Annotated in this window: 15 protein-coding genes; 9 read left to right on the top strand and 6 right to left on the bottom strand. The window is 69.3% G+C overall.

The features are described 5' to 3' along the window. Positions 1 to 121: 121 nt before the first annotated feature. Positions 122 to 1,450, top strand: coding sequence for an MATE family efflux transporter (locus ACYVDN_RS17875; RefSeq protein WP_460573881.1), 1,329 nt, complete (start codon positions 122 to 124; stop codon positions 1,448 to 1,450). A gap of 123 nt (positions 1,451 to 1,573) precedes the next feature. Here ACYVDN_RS17875 and ACYVDN_RS17870 read toward each other — a convergent pair whose 3' ends face one another. Next, positions 1,574 to 2,680 (bottom strand): LacI family DNA-binding transcriptional regulator, encoded by a 1,107-nt coding sequence (locus ACYVDN_RS17870; protein WP_460573879.1) that lies wholly within the window; start codon positions 2,678 to 2,680, stop codon positions 1,574 to 1,576. 131 nt (positions 2,681 to 2,811) lie between these two features. Between ACYVDN_RS17870 and ACYVDN_RS17865 the strand changes: the two genes are divergently transcribed. Together ACYVDN_RS17865 and nucS are read left to right on the top strand one after the other, a co-directional pair. Beyond that, positions 2,812 to 4,134 (top strand): MFS transporter, encoded by a 1,323-nt coding sequence (locus ACYVDN_RS17865; RefSeq protein ID WP_460573877.1) that lies wholly within the window; start codon positions 2,812 to 2,814, stop codon positions 4,132 to 4,134. A gap of 207 nt (positions 4,135 to 4,341) precedes the next feature. Then, positions 4,342 to 5,037 (top strand): endonuclease NucS, encoded by a 696-nt coding sequence (gene nucS / locus ACYVDN_RS17860; RefSeq protein ID WP_460573875.1) that lies wholly within the window; start codon positions 4,342 to 4,344, stop codon positions 5,035 to 5,037. 5 nt (positions 5,038 to 5,042) lie between these two features. On the opposite strand, the gene ACYVDN_RS17855 is transcribed toward nucS, so the two are convergent. Further along, positions 5,043 to 5,429, bottom strand: coding sequence for a histone-like nucleoid-structuring protein Lsr2 (locus ACYVDN_RS17855; RefSeq protein ID WP_460573873.1), 387 nt, complete (start codon positions 5,427 to 5,429; stop codon positions 5,043 to 5,045). Between the two features lie 291 nt (positions 5,430 to 5,720). Here ACYVDN_RS17855 and ACYVDN_RS17850 point away from each other — a divergent pair, with 291 nt between their 5' ends. Continuing rightward, the gene (locus ACYVDN_RS17850; RefSeq protein WP_460573871.1) at positions 5,721 to 6,395 is read left to right on the top strand and encodes an HAD hydrolase-like protein; all 675 of its coding nucleotides are present in this window, start codon (positions 5,721 to 5,723) and stop codon (positions 6,393 to 6,395) included. A gap of 165 nt (positions 6,396 to 6,560) precedes the next feature. Here ACYVDN_RS17850 and ACYVDN_RS17845 read toward each other — a convergent pair whose 3' ends face one another. From ACYVDN_RS17845 to ACYVDN_RS17830, 4 genes are all read right to left on the bottom strand, one after another. Continuing rightward, complete coding sequence (locus ACYVDN_RS17845; protein WP_460573869.1) at positions 6,561 to 7,625, bottom strand: NAD(P)/FAD-dependent oxidoreductase; 1,065 nt, start codon at positions 7,623 to 7,625, stop codon at positions 6,561 to 6,563. Continuing rightward, positions 7,622 to 8,143 carry an isoprenylcysteine carboxyl methyltransferase family protein gene (locus tag ACYVDN_RS17840; protein ID WP_460573867.1) on the bottom strand — a complete coding sequence of 174 codons (522 nt, stop codon included), beginning with the start codon at positions 8,141 to 8,143 and terminating at the stop codon, positions 7,622 to 7,624. The genes ACYVDN_RS17845 and ACYVDN_RS17840 overlap by 4 nt, the downstream gene beginning before the upstream one ends. After that, positions 8,140 to 9,216 carry a type III polyketide synthase gene (locus tag ACYVDN_RS17835; protein ID WP_460573865.1) on the bottom strand — a complete coding sequence of 359 codons (1,077 nt, stop codon included), beginning with the start codon at positions 9,214 to 9,216 and terminating at the stop codon, positions 8,140 to 8,142. The genes ACYVDN_RS17840 and ACYVDN_RS17835 overlap by 4 nt, the downstream gene beginning before the upstream one ends. An 81-nt stretch (positions 9,217 to 9,297) precedes the next feature. Further along, positions 9,298 to 9,669: a VOC family protein gene (locus tag ACYVDN_RS17830; RefSeq protein ID WP_460573863.1), complete on the bottom strand. Its 372-nt coding sequence runs from the start codon at positions 9,667 to 9,669 to the stop codon at positions 9,298 to 9,300. Positions 9,670 to 9,780: 111 nt separating this feature from the next. On the opposite strand from ACYVDN_RS17830, the gene ACYVDN_RS17825 reads away from it, so the two are divergent. From ACYVDN_RS17825 to ACYVDN_RS17805, 5 genes are all read left to right on the top strand, one after another. Continuing rightward, positions 9,781 to 10,731: a helix-turn-helix transcriptional regulator gene (locus ACYVDN_RS17825; RefSeq protein ID WP_460573861.1), complete on the top strand. Its 951-nt coding sequence runs from the start codon at positions 9,781 to 9,783 to the stop codon at positions 10,729 to 10,731. An 8-nt stretch (positions 10,732 to 10,739) separates the two neighbouring features. After that, positions 10,740 to 11,282, top strand: a complete 543-nt coding sequence (locus tag ACYVDN_RS17820) for a universal stress protein (protein ID WP_460573859.1) — start codon at positions 10,740 to 10,742, stop codon at positions 11,280 to 11,282. Further along, the gene (locus tag ACYVDN_RS17815) at positions 11,282 to 11,758 is read left to right on the top strand and encodes a fluoride efflux transporter FluC (protein ID WP_460573857.1); all 477 of its coding nucleotides are present in this window, start codon (positions 11,282 to 11,284) and stop codon (positions 11,756 to 11,758) included. The genes ACYVDN_RS17820 and ACYVDN_RS17815 overlap by 1 nt, the downstream gene beginning before the upstream one ends. Further along, on the top strand, positions 11,755 to 12,132 hold the full coding sequence (gene crcB, locus ACYVDN_RS17810) for a fluoride efflux transporter FluC (RefSeq protein WP_460573855.1): 378 nt from the start codon (positions 11,755 to 11,757) through the stop codon (positions 12,130 to 12,132). The genes ACYVDN_RS17815 and crcB overlap by 4 nt, the downstream gene beginning before the upstream one ends. 169 nt (positions 12,133 to 12,301) lie before the next feature. Continuing rightward, positions 12,302 to 13,279 carry a sugar-binding transcriptional regulator gene (locus tag ACYVDN_RS17805; protein WP_460573853.1) on the top strand — a complete coding sequence of 326 codons (978 nt, stop codon included), beginning with the start codon at positions 12,302 to 12,304 and terminating at the stop codon, positions 13,277 to 13,279. Positions 13,280 to 13,285 lie beyond the last annotated feature (6 nt).

Genomic DNA, 13,285 nt, shown 5'->3' with positions numbered 1-13,285 from the left:
GGGACGGGTGGGGGCGGGTCGGGTGGCGAAGGGACGGGTGGGGGGCTGGGCGGGTGGCGAAAGGACGGGTGGTGGGGAGAGGCGGGGCGGGGTTGCTGCAGTGACCAGTACATTCGGAGGGATGCCCCGCCGTGCCGTCGACCGCGAGATCATGCGGCTCGCGATCCCCGCGTTCGGTGCGCTGGTCGCCGAGCCGCTCTTCCTGCTCGCGGACTCCGCGCTGGTCGGGCACCTCGGTGTCACCCCGCTGGCGGCCCTAGGCATCGCCGGGTCGCTGCTGCAGACCATCGTCGGCCTCATGGTGTTCCTCGCCTACGGAACGACACCCGCCGTCGCGCGGCGGTTGGGCGCCGGGCAATCGCGTGAGGCGGTCGAGGCTGGCATCGACGGCCTGTGGCTGGCGCTCGGCCTCGGCGCGATCCTCGCTGTCGCGGGGGTTTTCGCCACTCCGTGGCTCGTCTCGCTGTTCGGTGCGCCGCTGGATGTCGCAACACAGGCATCCGCGTACCTCGCAGTGTCCATGGCCGGCCTGCCCGCCATGCTCATCGTCTTCGCCGCGGCCGGCCTCCTCAGGGGACTGCAGGACACGCGCACGCCGCTGGTCGTCGCGACGGCCGGATTCGCCGCCAACATCGTTCTCAACGCACTCTTCATCTACGGCGCCGGACTCGGCGTGGTGGGCTCTGCCACCGGAACGGTGATCGCACAGTGGGGCATGGCGATCGCGTACATCGTGGTCTCGGCGCGTCACGCCAGGCGGGTCGGCGCGCGGCTGGGAGTGCGGTTGGTGGGCATCCGCGGTCTGTCCGGCGCCGGGTGGTGGCTGTTCCTGCGCACTGCGAGCCTGCGCGTCGGGATCATGCTCGCCGTCGTGCTCGCAACCGGCATCTCCTCGGAGGCCCTCGCCGGCTGGCAGGTGACGATGGCGATCTACAACGCCGTCGCGCTCGCGCTGGATGCCCTTGCCATCGCGGCACAGGCGCTCGTCGGCAGAGGCCTCGGCAGCGGCGATCTGGATGCCGTGCGTGCCGTCCTGCGCCGCTGCCTGTGGTGGGGCGTAGGCGGCGGGGCGGTGCTCGGAGTCGTGCTGATCGCGCTGAGCCCCGTGCTCGGCTGGGTGTTCACGAGCGACCCCGCCGTGCTGGCGATGCTGCCTGCCCCGCTGGCGATCATCGGCGCGACCACGCCCCTTGGCGGGTATGTCTTCGTGCTCGACGGCGTGCTGATCGGAGCGGGGGATGCCCGGTATCTCGCCGTAACGGGCCTGGTCAACCTCGTCGTGTTCATCCCGCTCGCGTGGGCTGCCGCCGAGTTCGGTGGGGACGCAGCATCGTCGCTCGCCTGGCTGACCGTCGCGTTCGGCGTCGGCTACCTCGGCGCCCGCGCGGTCACACTCGGCCTGCGCGCACACGGCGACCGCTGGATGGTGGCCGGCGCGGTGCGCGCCTAGGGCGAACCCCCACCGCCAGCCGCGCAATTGCGCCACTTGCGCGCTATTGCGCCAACGAGAGTGGCGCAATAAAGCGCACGTGGTGCGGTCGTCGATCAGCGGGACGACGGGCGCAGGCGGGGGCTAGACGGTCTGCGGCGCGGCCGTGGTGTTGCCCACCCGCAGCACGCTGGTGAAGGCGACGGCCTCGGTCTCGCGGCCCTCGAGCATCCGCACGATCGCCCTGCCCGCCGCCCGGCCCTTCTCGTACGCGGGCTGCTCCAGAGTGGTGAGCTCGTAGGGCCAGAGGCCGTCGACGCGCACGCCGTCGAAGCCGATCACGCTGAGCTCGTCGGGCACCGCGATGCCGAGCTCTTCGGCGGCACGGATGACACCGGCGGCGAGAAGGTCGCTCTGGGCGATGATCGCGGTCGGTCGCTCGCCCACAGGGGCTGAGAGCAGCTCGCGTGCTGCGCGCATCCCCTCGTCGACGTAGCTCCCCGCCGCGGCGTAGGCGACGGCATCCGGGAACACGGTGCGGGCCCCTTCGAGGCGCTGCAGCGCCGTGGCGGACGAGCTGATCGCGAGCAACTCATCGGTGACGAGCCCTCGGTGATGGGCGGCGTCCAGTGGGAGCGTCACGATCGCAACCCGTTCGTGGCCGAGCTGACGCAGGTGCTGGGCTCCGCGCTCGGTCGCCTCGCGGTTGTCCTGCTCGATCACGAGCATGCCCTCAGCCGGGAACCCCTCGATCGCCACCACGGGCAGCCCCCGATTGCGCAACACCGAGATGCTGTCGGCAAGCCTCGGTGTGCATCCCATCAGCACGGCGGCATCGATCGGAGCGTCTTCGACGGTGACCGGATGCGGGGGCTGCATCGGCATGGCCTTCACCCCGGCGAGCTGCTGCGCGGGACCCGCTGCGGCGAGGATGAGCAGCGCAGCGTCGATCCGCCCGATCTCCTCGGCGATGCCGTCGAACTGGGCGATCTGGATCGGGTCGCGGAACGCCTCCCGAACGCGCTCCTCGATGACGACGCCGATGATGCCCGAGCGGCCTCGTCGCAGGGATCTCGCCCTGGGATCCGGACCGGCGTAGTGCAACTCTCGTGCTGCGGCCAGCACCCGGTCTCTCGTGGCCTCCGCGACAGGGCCCGAGCCGCTGAACGCGAGAGACGCGGTCGAGGCCGAGACGCCGGCGCGAGCCGCGACGTCAGCGAGCGTTGGGCGACCGGAATCGTGATCGGGCATCCGACTCCCTTTCTGAGGTGGGCATCGAGCGCCCCTCCTTGACGGTCGGCATTCGATTCGCTAGCTTAGGCGAAGGACGGAATCGAATCGATTCGATTGTAGTCCATCTCCCCACCGATCAGAGCGAACCGATGGCACGAACAGACACCACCCCCGCACGCCCACGTGTCGCCCCTGAGCTGAAGGCCTGGCGCAACGCGGTCTTCGTCATCTTCGTCGTGAGCGGGCTTTTCCTCTCCAGCTGGGTGGCCCGAGTCCCCGGCGTGCGCGACTCCCTGCACCTCGACACGCAGGTGGTCGGTGTCATTCTGCTCGGCGTCTCGATCGGCGCGATCATCGGCCTCATGGTGGCTCCGCCACTGCAGGCGCGCTTCGGCACCCGCACCGGCATCACCATTGCGGTGATCGCGGCCGGACTCGGCCTCGCGGTCGTCGGAGTCGGCAGCACGGTGCTCGTCTCGTTCCCTGTGGTGGTCGTCGGGCTCGCGCTGCTCGGCCTCGGCAACGGCGCGCTCGACGTGATGATGAACGTCTCGGCCGCCGCGGTGGAACGACGCATCGGACGCACGATCATGCCGCTGATGCACGCGTGCTTCAGCGTCGGCACGGTGGCCGGCGCGGGCATCGGAGCGGCCTGCGCCGCGCTCGGCATCTCGATCTTCTGGCACTTCACCGGCATGGCCGTCATCACCATCGTGACGGGCATCATCGCGGTGCGCTTCGTGCCCAACACGCTCGACGTCGTCGCCGAGGATGCCAAGGGTCCGTCATCCCTCGACGCCTTCGACGACCCGTCGATCGCGGCCGGGCCAAGGCGCCATTCGTTCTTCGACACGGTGAAGTCTCAGGTGATGGTGTGGGCGGACTGGCGGCTCGTGCTGATCGGCGTTGTCATGCTCGGCATGGCATTCGCCGAGGGGTCGGCCAACGACTGGATCGCGCTTGCTTCGGTCGACGGCCACGGCCTCGACAATGCGGGCGGCGCGCTGATGCTCGACGTCTTCGTCGCCGCGATGACGGTCGGTCGTGTCGTCGGCGGACCGATGGTCGACCGCATCGGCCGTGTCTGGTCCATCAGACTCACTGCAGGCCTCGGCGTGATCGGCCTGCTGATGTTCATCGTCCTGCCGTCGCCTGCGGCGTACATCGTCGGCATCGTGCTCTGGGGCCTCGGCGCGTCACTCGGCTTCCCGCTGGGCATGTCGGCGGCGGCGGATGACGAGAAGAACGCCACGGCACGCGTGTCGGCCGTCGCCATGATCGGCTACCTCGCGTTCCTCGCCGGCCCGCCGATCATCGGATTCCTCGGCCAGCAGTTCGGCATCCTGAACGCGCTCTACGTCGTGCTCCTGCTGCTCGTCGCGGCGTTCATCTGCGCGCCGGCGTTGCGCCATCGCGAGCCGCACTCCGTGGAGCGGATGCCGCAGCCGAGGCCGCAACACGACCCGGCCTGAGTCGGTCATCCGTCGTCATCCGTGTCGTAATCGCGCCATGTGCGCTCTATTGCGCCACTTCTGCTGGCGCTGCAGAGCGCAAGTGGCGCAATAGACGGGATGGGCGTCGGCCGGCGCGGTAGGCGGGATGGGGGTCGGCTGGCACGTTAGGCGGGATGGGCGTCGGCTGGCGCAATAGTCGGGACGGCCATCGGCTAGCCTCGACAGGTGCGGTTGGTTGTTGCCCGATGCTCGGTGGACTATGCGGGACGCCTGAGCGCCCACCTGCCCCTCGCCACGCGCCTGTTGGTGCTGAAGAGCGACGGCAGTGTGCTCGTGCACTCCGACGGCGGCTCGTACAAGCCGTTGAATTGGATGAGCCCCCCGTGCATCCTGACGGTCGCAGAGCCGGACGAGGTGCAAGCGGATGCCGGCGCCACCGAGATCTGGACGGTGACGCACTCCAAGACGTCAGACCGCCTCATCGTGAGTGTGCACGAGGTGCTGCACGACTCCAGCCATGAGCTCGGCGTGGACCCTGGCCTGCAGAAGGACGGCGTCGAGGCGCACTTGCAGAAGCTGCTGGCCGAGCAGATCGAGCTGCTCGGTGACGGCCACACCCTGGTGCGCCGCGAATACATGACGGCGATCGGACCGGTCGACATTCTCGCAAGGGACGGCAACGGACGATCGGTAGCAGTCGAACTCAAGAGGCGCGGCGACATCGACGGAGTCGAACAGCTCACGCGCTATCTCGAGTTGATGAACCGCGATCCCCTTCTCTCACCGGTCACCGGCGTATTCGCCGCCCAGGAGATCAAACCGCAGGCGCGCACACTCGCCGAGGATCGAGGCATTCGCTGCCTCGTTCTCGACTACGACGCCATGAAGGGCGTCGACAGCGGAGTGCCGACGCTCTTCTAGGCTCGTCAGCTGTTCGCGCGGTATTCCTCGAGCAACGGCGCGGGAATGCGACCGCGGTCGGAGACCTTGTGGCCATGAGCCCGAAGCCATTCACGAGCGGCTCCGAGATCTTCCCGTGACGCACGCGACCCGCGGCTCGACGAGAGTGCGGGACGGGTGCTCCGAGCCGCACGACGACCCGACTCGACATAAGGCTGCACAGCGGCGCGAAGTGCGCTCGCATTCTCGTCGGTCAGGTCGATCTCATATGAAACGCCGTCGATCGCGAAAAAGACGGTCTCGCCCTTTCCGTTCTCGATTTCAACGCCGTCGATATCGTCGACCAGAACCACGGTTGTCTTTTTTGCCATGCGCACAAGACTACGTAATGCACGTCGGAAATCGAAGCCCATTCGCCGTCAATGGCGCACATTCGCTTTCCGCGACACTGTTCGCGATGGGATCTCGGAACAAAAACGGCCATGCTTGAAGAGTAATTCCAGACCATCGAATTGAATTCGATCGTCTAATTATGAGAGTCCATTACCACCGCCAGCACGGCCTTTTCCATCGACGCGCGCGATGCTACGACATCCCATCAGCGCGTCACGCGGCGCCCACCCGGCCGGGGCGTCGGGGACGTGGACCCGGCTCTCGGGAAAGGGTCGTAACATGGCCGGGCCATGACTATCCCGACTTCTTTCATGAGCGAGCAGTCCCCCTTGACCACCCGAGCGTGGTCGGCTGTGCTGTTCGACCTCGACGGCACCCTGACCGACTCAGCCCCCGGCATCACCGCCTCCCTCGCCGGTGCGCTCGAGGAGATCGGTCGTCCCGTCGACGATCCCGCTACGCTGACGATGCACGTCGGCCCGCCTCTCCCCGAGACGCTGCGCTCCCTCGGACTCGAGGGCGACGATGCGGAGCGCGCGCTCGTCGCATACCGTGCTCGCGCCGAATTCACCGACCTGCACGACAACGCGGTCTTCCCCGGCGTGCTGGGGCTGCTGCATTCGCTGCACGAGGCCGGCATCCCGATCGCTCTTGCGACCAGCAAGCCCGTCGGTCGCGCGACGCGAATTCTCGAGCACTTCGGCCTGACGCAGTACTTCGACGTGATCGGCGGCGCGGATGACCTGGGAGGGCGCACCGCGAAGGCCGAGGTCATCGCGTGGACGCGCGATCAGCTCGACGCCCGTGGCGTCGACACCTCCAACCTCGTGATGGTGGGCGACCGCGGCTACGACGTGCTGGGCGCAGAGGCGAACGGCATTCCGGTGATCATCGTCGAGTGGGGCTACGGCTCGCCCGTCGAGGCCGTCGGCGCCTCCGCCGTCGTGCACTCCGCCGACCAGCTGCGTTCGCTGCTGCTTCCTTGACGCGGTGCCTTCTTGCGCGCCCGCCCCTATCGGGCGCGTCGCCGTCGGCTAAGTGCACGGTCGCGTTTGATTCGCCGGCATAGCCGCCGAATCGTGGAGCGTGTTGCGTTCCACGGGTAGGCGTCGCCGTGCCGCTTGGCAACACTCGCAGATTCGCCCCGGTCTTCAGCGGGCGAGGCGCTCCACGATCGTGCCGTAGAGGCGCGGGAGACGGGTTGCCGCCGGGACGATCGCGGGACGCAGCGGTGACCGGGCAGCGGTGACCAGGCCGCCGGTCAGCATGCGGAAGTCGCGCGTGATGCGCTTCCACTCCCGTTCGTACCGCTGTGGGTCATCCGCGGCGATCGCCGCCACGGCGGCCTCAGCTTGGGCGACTCCCAGGCGCAGACCTTCGCCGGTGAGCGCGTCCACGTAGCCGGACGCGTCGCCGACCAGCAGAACCCGTCCAGCGGTGCGCGCCCGCGTTCGCTGCAGCAGCGGACCGGCGCCCCGAAGCCGGCCGACCTGCTCAGGAGAGTGGCCGCTCGCGTCCAGCCGCAGTAGCGCCGACAGCTCCGGCTCCTCGGCGAGGGCCGCCTCGAAGCTCACCCCCCGGCGTCCGAGCAGGGCGAGCCCGACCAGGTCAGGCCCGAGGGGTGTCACGTAGAACTCGGCACGCGGCGTCCACCTCACCTCGATGAGGTCGCTCCACGGCGCCAGCGCGTAGTGCCTGCGCAGCCCGAAGCGGCGACGGGATGCCCGTTGCGGCCTCGCCCCCAGTCCCGCGAGCTCGCGCACCCGCGAGTGCAGCCCGTCGGCACCGATCACGTGCGCGGCCGTGATCGGCTCGACGCCAGGCCCGCTGACCGTCACGTACGTGTCGTGCCGGTCGAGGGCATCCACTTTTCCGGGAACGACGCGGATGCCCCGCTCGGCCACCCGCGCCGCGATCGTCTCGTGCAGGGCGGTGCGTCTCACTCCTCTGCCGACGCCGTGCGCGAAGCGGTGCTCTGCACGCCTCGCACCCTGCACGTATGCGACGCCGAGCAGGTCCGCACCCGGCGGCTCGAGGTCGAGGTCACGCAGCAGCCGCCACGCGCCGGGCATGAGTCCCTCGCCGCACGCCTTGTCGATCGGCATCTCACGCGGTTCGACGACCACGACGTCGAGCCCGGCGTCGTCGGCGAGCAGCGCGGTGACCAGGCCGATCGGACCGCCACCGACGACGGCGAGTCGCACGTCAGGCGTCACGCTGCCGAGTCCGTCAGCGCGGCGAGGGCACGCTCCTCCGCAGGAATGCGGAACCGGAGCAGGAACACGGCGTTCAACACGGTGAAGGCGATGGCGGTGATCCAGCCGGTGTACACCAGCGGCAGCGCGGCCCCGTCCACCGCGACCGCGACGTAGTTCGGATGCCGCATCCACCGGTACGGCCCGCGGTGTACGGCACTCAAGCCGGGCACGACGATCACGCGAGTGTTCCACTGCGGGCCGAGCGCATGGATGCACCACCAGCGCAGCGCATTCGCGAGCAGCACCAGCGCAAGCATCGGCCAGCCGAGCCACGGCAGGAAGACTCCCCCGAGCCACGCCTCAACGAGGCATCCGACCAGCAGCCCGACGTGCAGCAGGATCATCGGCGCCACCTGTCCGCGGGCGTACTCCTTGCCGCCGTGCGCGAACGACCACCTGGCGTTGCGCGCGGCGACGACGAGCTCCGCGACGCGCTCGATCCCAACGAGCAGCACGAACGCCGTGTACCAGATCACGCGGCGATGCTCTCCGGCCAGCGCAACAGCACGAGCTCGGCGGTGACACCCGGGCCGAGCGCGAACAGCAGGCCGACATCCCCTGGCACCGGCGTTCTCATCGCGTCGGCGAGGATGCCCAGCACGGCCGCCGACGACTGGTTGCCGGTCGCCGCGAGGGCACGCCAGCTGGGTTCGAGCGCAGCATCCGTGAGGCCCAGCGCCTCCGCGAACGCCTGCAGCACCTTCGGTCCGCCGGGATGCGCGAGCCAGGTGGAGACGTCGCGCACGGTCATCCCGTGCTCGTCGAGCAGTGCGTGAACGTCACCGGCGAAGTGCTTCGCGATCACGTCTGGGACGCCGGCGCTGAGCACGATGCGGAAACCGCTGCCGCCGATGTCCCACCCGATCACGTCTTCGGTCTGCGGATACAGGCTGCTGCGGGTGTCGACCACCTCGGGGCCGTCGAGCCCGCGCTCGGCGGCGAACTGGTCGCCAACGACGACCACGGCGGCCGCGCCGTCGCCGAACAGGCCGCTCGCCACGATGTTCGCCATCGAGTCGTCGCCCCGCTGAACGGTCAGCGAGCAGAGTTCGACCGAGACGAGCACGGCGACGTCACGTGGATGCCCGACGAGATAGTCGTGCACGCGTGCGAGCCCGGCTGCCCCTGCGACGCATCCGAGCCCGAACGACGGGAGCCGCTTCACGTCGGTGCGCATGCCGACGCGAGCGGCGAGCTGAGCGTCGATGGACGGCGCTGCGACCCCCGTCACCGAGGTGAAGAGCACGAAGTCGACCTCGTCTGCCCTGATCCCGGCCGCGGCGAGCGCGTCCCTCGTCGCCTGCTCGGCGAGGTCGGTTCCGGCCGCGATGAAGAGGTCGTTCGCCTCGTGGAACGAGTCGAGGGTCGAGTACCGGTCGAGCTCCATGACGAGGTTGCGGCTCTCGACGCCGCTTGAGGCGTGGATGCGCCGCAGAATGGCCGCGCGCGCGGGGTCGTGAGTCAGCAGAGGCTCGAGCACTCCCGTGATCTCCGCCTGCGAATAGCGGTGTGCTGGGACGGCCGGCGCGGCCGCCACGATACGGGACACAGGGGGACGGTATCACGGGGCGCCCCGGCCGTCGGCCGCTCCCGGCGGATGTGCAGCGGTGGGCCTCAGCGGCCGCGCACGCTAGTCGCGCTGCGGGAGCTGCTGCAGCGTCCAGCGGTTGCCGTCCGGGTCCTCGAATGAGACGAACCTGCCCCAGGCGAGGTCTTGCACCTCGGTCGCGTCGACACCGTTCGCGACGAGGTGCTCTCGTGCGGCATCCGCATCGTCGACCACCATCTGCACGCCGCGCTGGCTGCCGATCGCCATCTCGGTCAGGCCCTTGCCGAAAGCGATCGAGCACGCCGACCCAGGAGGGGTGATCTGGATGAACCGGATCTCGTCACTCACGGTGTGGTCGTAGTCGACCGGGAAGCCGAGCTGGTCGGCGTAGAAGTGCTTCGCCCTGTCGACGTCGCTGACGGGAACGAAGACGAGTTCGATCTTGAAGTCCATGACGGGTTCCTCTCGCGCGGCCCCGCGATTCGGGGCGGTTCGGATGATGTGCTCTCACGCTATTGTCCGTTCAGGTCAGTTTCTGTCCTGAATTCAGGAAGAATGGATGTCATGGCCGCCACAGCATCACGCGTGCTCGAACTGCTCTCGTTGCTGCAGACGCACCGGCAGTGGGCCGGCCCCGAGCTGGCCGACCGCCTCGGCGTCACCGAGCGCACGCTGCGCCGCGACATCGACCGGCTGCGTGAGCTCGGCTACCGCATCGACGCGGCGCGCGGCACGGCGGGAGGCTATCGGCTCGAGGCAGGCTCGCGGCTCCCGCCGCTGCTGCTCACCGAGGAGGAGGCGGTCACGGTAGCAGTCGGCCTTCGCTCCGCCGTCGCGCAGGGCCTGGTCGACGGTGAGAACACCACGCTCAGCGCCCTCGCGAAGTTCGAGCAGCTTCTGCCGCCCGCGTTGAGGGCGCGAACGGATGCACTGGCATCCACCCTGCACACGTCGCCCACCGGAGGTGCCCCTGTGGCGCCCGAGCTGATCGGAACCCTCGCGCTGGCGTGCCGCGATCAGGAGCGCATCCGCTTCCGCTACCGTGCGGCGGACGGCACGGAATCCCAGCGCAGCGTCGAGCCGCACGCCGTCGTGACCCAGGGCCGCAGTTGGTTCCTGGTCGCGTGGGACCGCGAACGGGAGGACTGGCGCACCTTCCGCGTCGATCGCATCGCCGAGGTCTTCGGCACGAGGGTGCGCTTCGAGCCGCGACCGATTCCCGGAGGGGATGCCGCAGGATACGTTCGGACCGGCATCCGCAGCGTCAGGCAACCGCTGCGCCTCGACGTCGTGCTGCACGCCTCGATCGAGACGATGCGCGAACGCCTCGGCGGATGGGGAGCCGGGCTGGTCGACGAAGGGCCCGACCGCTGCGTGTGGCCGATCTCGGGCGAGACGGTGCCGCAGCTTCTCAGCGCTGTGGTCTGGGTTCCTGCCGACATCGAGTACGAGCTGCGCGGCGACGAGAGTCTGCTCGCGCGGCTACGGGAAGCGGCCCGACGGGTCTCGGTATAGTGCCAACCATGAGCGACGCAGCAGGTTCGCAGGTCGGCGACGGTGCGACATCCGCCCGTCCTTTGATCGTCGGTGTCGTCACCGACGTGCCCGAGGTCGTCATCACCGAATCCGCCGCGCTTGCACGAGATCTTCGAGCGCCGCTGGTGTTCGTCAGCGTCGAGCCGCTGCGCTATTCGATCAGCACGCTGCCCGACGGATCGGTGCTCTCCATGCCGCTCGACCCCGACGTCGCCGACACGCAGGAGGAGACGTTCGACCCGGACCTCGCCGGACGGTTGCGCCGACTGGTCTCCGATCCGTTCGAGATCCTCGCGCGCGCCGGCGACCCCGCGATCGAGCTCGGTCGCGTCGCCGACGAGCGGAACGCGCGGGCCATCGCGGTCGGCACCCGCAAGCCGGGGTTCCGCGCCAGCCTCGAGGAGTTCCTCGCCGGATCGATCGGGGTGAGCCTGGCGCACAACCAGGCTCGGCCGGTGATCGTCATCCCGGTCGGCCACACCGTCGACGGCCACGACCCGGCGCGTCGGGGTGACGCCGCCGGGGCTTGATGAGCTCGCCTTCCGAGCGGGTGCCCGACCCGAGTCCTCGACGCCGCCCGCCCCTTCACCTGCGGCCGGGCGCCATCGCGCTCGTCTTCGTGGGGGGCGCGGTGGGAACCCTTGCTCGGTACGTCCTGGCCCTCGCGTTCCCGCCCATCGGCGGCCTGCCGGTCGCCACCCTGCTTGTCAACGTCGTCGGCGCCTTTCTGCTCGGCCTGCTGCTCGGCGGCATCGCCAAGCGCGGCGCTGAGTCCCGGCGCGGTCGAACGCTCCGCCTTCTGATCGGAACGGGTGTGATGGGGGGCTTCACGACCTACAGCACGTTCGCCGTCGAGACGGCCCAGCTGATCGGTGGAGGGGGATGGCTGGGCGCGGGCTACGCGCTCGGCACCCTGATCATCGGCCTCGGCGCCTCGCTGCTGGGCATCGCGGCCGGCGCTGCCCTGGTCAGACCCCGCGCGGTTCCCGGTGAGGACGTCGGATGACCGCGATCGTGATCGCCGCGCTCGTCGCGGTGAGCGGCGGGGTAGGTGCCGTCGCCCGCTTCGTGCTCGACGGCACGGTGCGCACCCGGCTGCGTTGGGTCGTTCCGGCAGGCACCATGATCATCAACGTCAGCGGGTCGCTGCTGCTCGGCGTGCTGACCGGCATCGTGCTGTTCCACGCCGCGCCGACGGACTGGCGCATCGTGCTCGGCACCGGCTTCCTCGGCGGTTACACCACGTTCTCCACCGCCAGCTTCGAGACGGCACGGCTCGTGATGGAACGCAAGGGAGTGGCATCCGTGCTGAACAGCCTCGGGATGCTCGTGCTCACCGTGCTCGCCGCGGCCGCCGGGCTCGCGCTCGCATCGCTCTGACAAATCCGAGTGTGCATATCCATACTGCCCTGCAAGAACATTAGACTTGGGTCATGGACTGCGATCGAGTCGCGGGATGGGCGCAACGAAGCGTCTGGCACGCAGACTATCCCTGCTGAGGCGAAATTGAGTCCAGGGTTTAGAGACGATCCCGCCGATCGGAGCACTCATGTCCACCAACCACACCACTCGGCTGCACGACGGACAGGTGCGCCTGCTCACGAAGGTGGCGCGGATGTACCACGAGCGGGGCATCCGGCAGGCTGACATCGCCGACGCGCTCAACATCTCGCAGGCGAAGGTGTCGCGCCTTCTCAAGCGCGCGGCCAACCTCGGGATCGTGCGCACGATCGTCACCGTCGCCCCCGGCGTCTACGCAGAACTCGAAGAGGCGCTCGAGGAACGCTACGGCCTCGCCGAGGCTGTCGTCGTCGATTGCGACCCCGATGCCGACGACGCCGAGCGCATCGGCGCGATCGGAGCGGGCGCCGCCGCGTACCTCGAGTCGACGCTCAGCGGGGCCGACCGCATCGGTGTCTCGTCGTGGAGCCAGACACTTCTCGCCATGACGGATCGGATGCGTCCGTTCACGGCGCGCGGCGCGACCGAGGTGGTGCAGTTGCTCGGCGGCATCGGCTCGCCCGATGTGCAGAGCCACTCCCATCGCCTGCTCGGCGAGTTGGCGCGCATCCTCGGCGCCGAGGCGGTCTACGTGCAAGCCCCAGGAATCGTGGCCGGCCGCGACATCCGCGACAGCCTGCTCGCCGACCCCTCGATGCAGGAGGTGTCACGCCACTGGCGCGAGCTCACCATGGCGGTGATGGGCATCGGCAGCATCGAGCCGTCCGACATCCTGGCCGTCAGCGGCAACGCATTCGCGACCTCTGACAGGGAGCGCCTCATCGCGGACGGCGCGGTGGGCGACATCTGCCACCGCATCTTCCGTGCCGACGGTTCGGCCGTCGCCGGACCGGTGGATGACCGCATCATCGCCATCCCGGTGGACGACCTTCGCCGGGTTCCCCGCAGGGTCGGCATCGCAGGCGGCATGCGCAAGCACGAGGCGATCCGGGGCGCTCTGGCAGGCAACTGGGTCAACACTCTCGTGACGGACCTGCAGACCGCGGAGGCGCTCGCCCAGGAATGACCGGGC

Source organism: Humibacter soli, assembly GCF_054779035.1.
The sequence above is the reverse complement of the archived record's forward strand: the minus strand, read 5'-3'. Positions and strand labels throughout refer to the sequence as shown.

Excerpts from the sequence above, each read along its gene's own strand:
- ACYVDN_RS17875 (WP_460573881.1), top strand. The coding sequence starts at position 122 with ATGCCCCGCCGTGCCGTCGACCGCGAGATCATGCGGCTCGCGATCCCC.
- ACYVDN_RS17870 (WP_460573879.1), bottom strand. The coding sequence starts at position 2,680 with ATGCCCGATCACGATTCCGGTCGCCCAACGCTCGCTGACGTCGCGGCT.
- ACYVDN_RS17865 (WP_460573877.1), top strand. The coding sequence starts at position 2,812 with ATGGCACGAACAGACACCACCCCCGCACGCCCACGTGTCGCCCCTGAG.
- ACYVDN_RS17855 (WP_460573873.1), bottom strand. The coding sequence starts at position 5,429 with ATGGGCTTCGATTTCCGACGTGCATTACGTAGTCTTGTGCGCATGGCA.
- ACYVDN_RS17850 (WP_460573871.1), top strand. The coding sequence starts at position 5,721 with ATGAGCGAGCAGTCCCCCTTGACCACCCGAGCGTGGTCGGCTGTGCTG.
- ACYVDN_RS17830 (WP_460573863.1), bottom strand. The coding sequence starts at position 9,669 with ATGGACTTCAAGATCGAACTCGTCTTCGTTCCCGTCAGCGACGTCGAC.
- ACYVDN_RS17825 (WP_460573861.1), top strand. The coding sequence starts at position 9,781 with ATGGCCGCCACAGCATCACGCGTGCTCGAACTGCTCTCGTTGCTGCAG.
- ACYVDN_RS17820 (WP_460573859.1), top strand. The coding sequence starts at position 10,740 with ATGAGCGACGCAGCAGGTTCGCAGGTCGGCGACGGTGCGACATCCGCC.
- ACYVDN_RS17815 (WP_460573857.1), top strand. The coding sequence starts at position 11,282 with ATGAGCTCGCCTTCCGAGCGGGTGCCCGACCCGAGTCCTCGACGCCGC.
- crcB (WP_460573855.1), top strand. The coding sequence starts at position 11,755 with ATGACCGCGATCGTGATCGCCGCGCTCGTCGCGGTGAGCGGCGGGGTA.
- ACYVDN_RS17805 (WP_460573853.1), top strand. The coding sequence starts at position 12,302 with ATGTCCACCAACCACACCACTCGGCTGCACGACGGACAGGTGCGCCTG.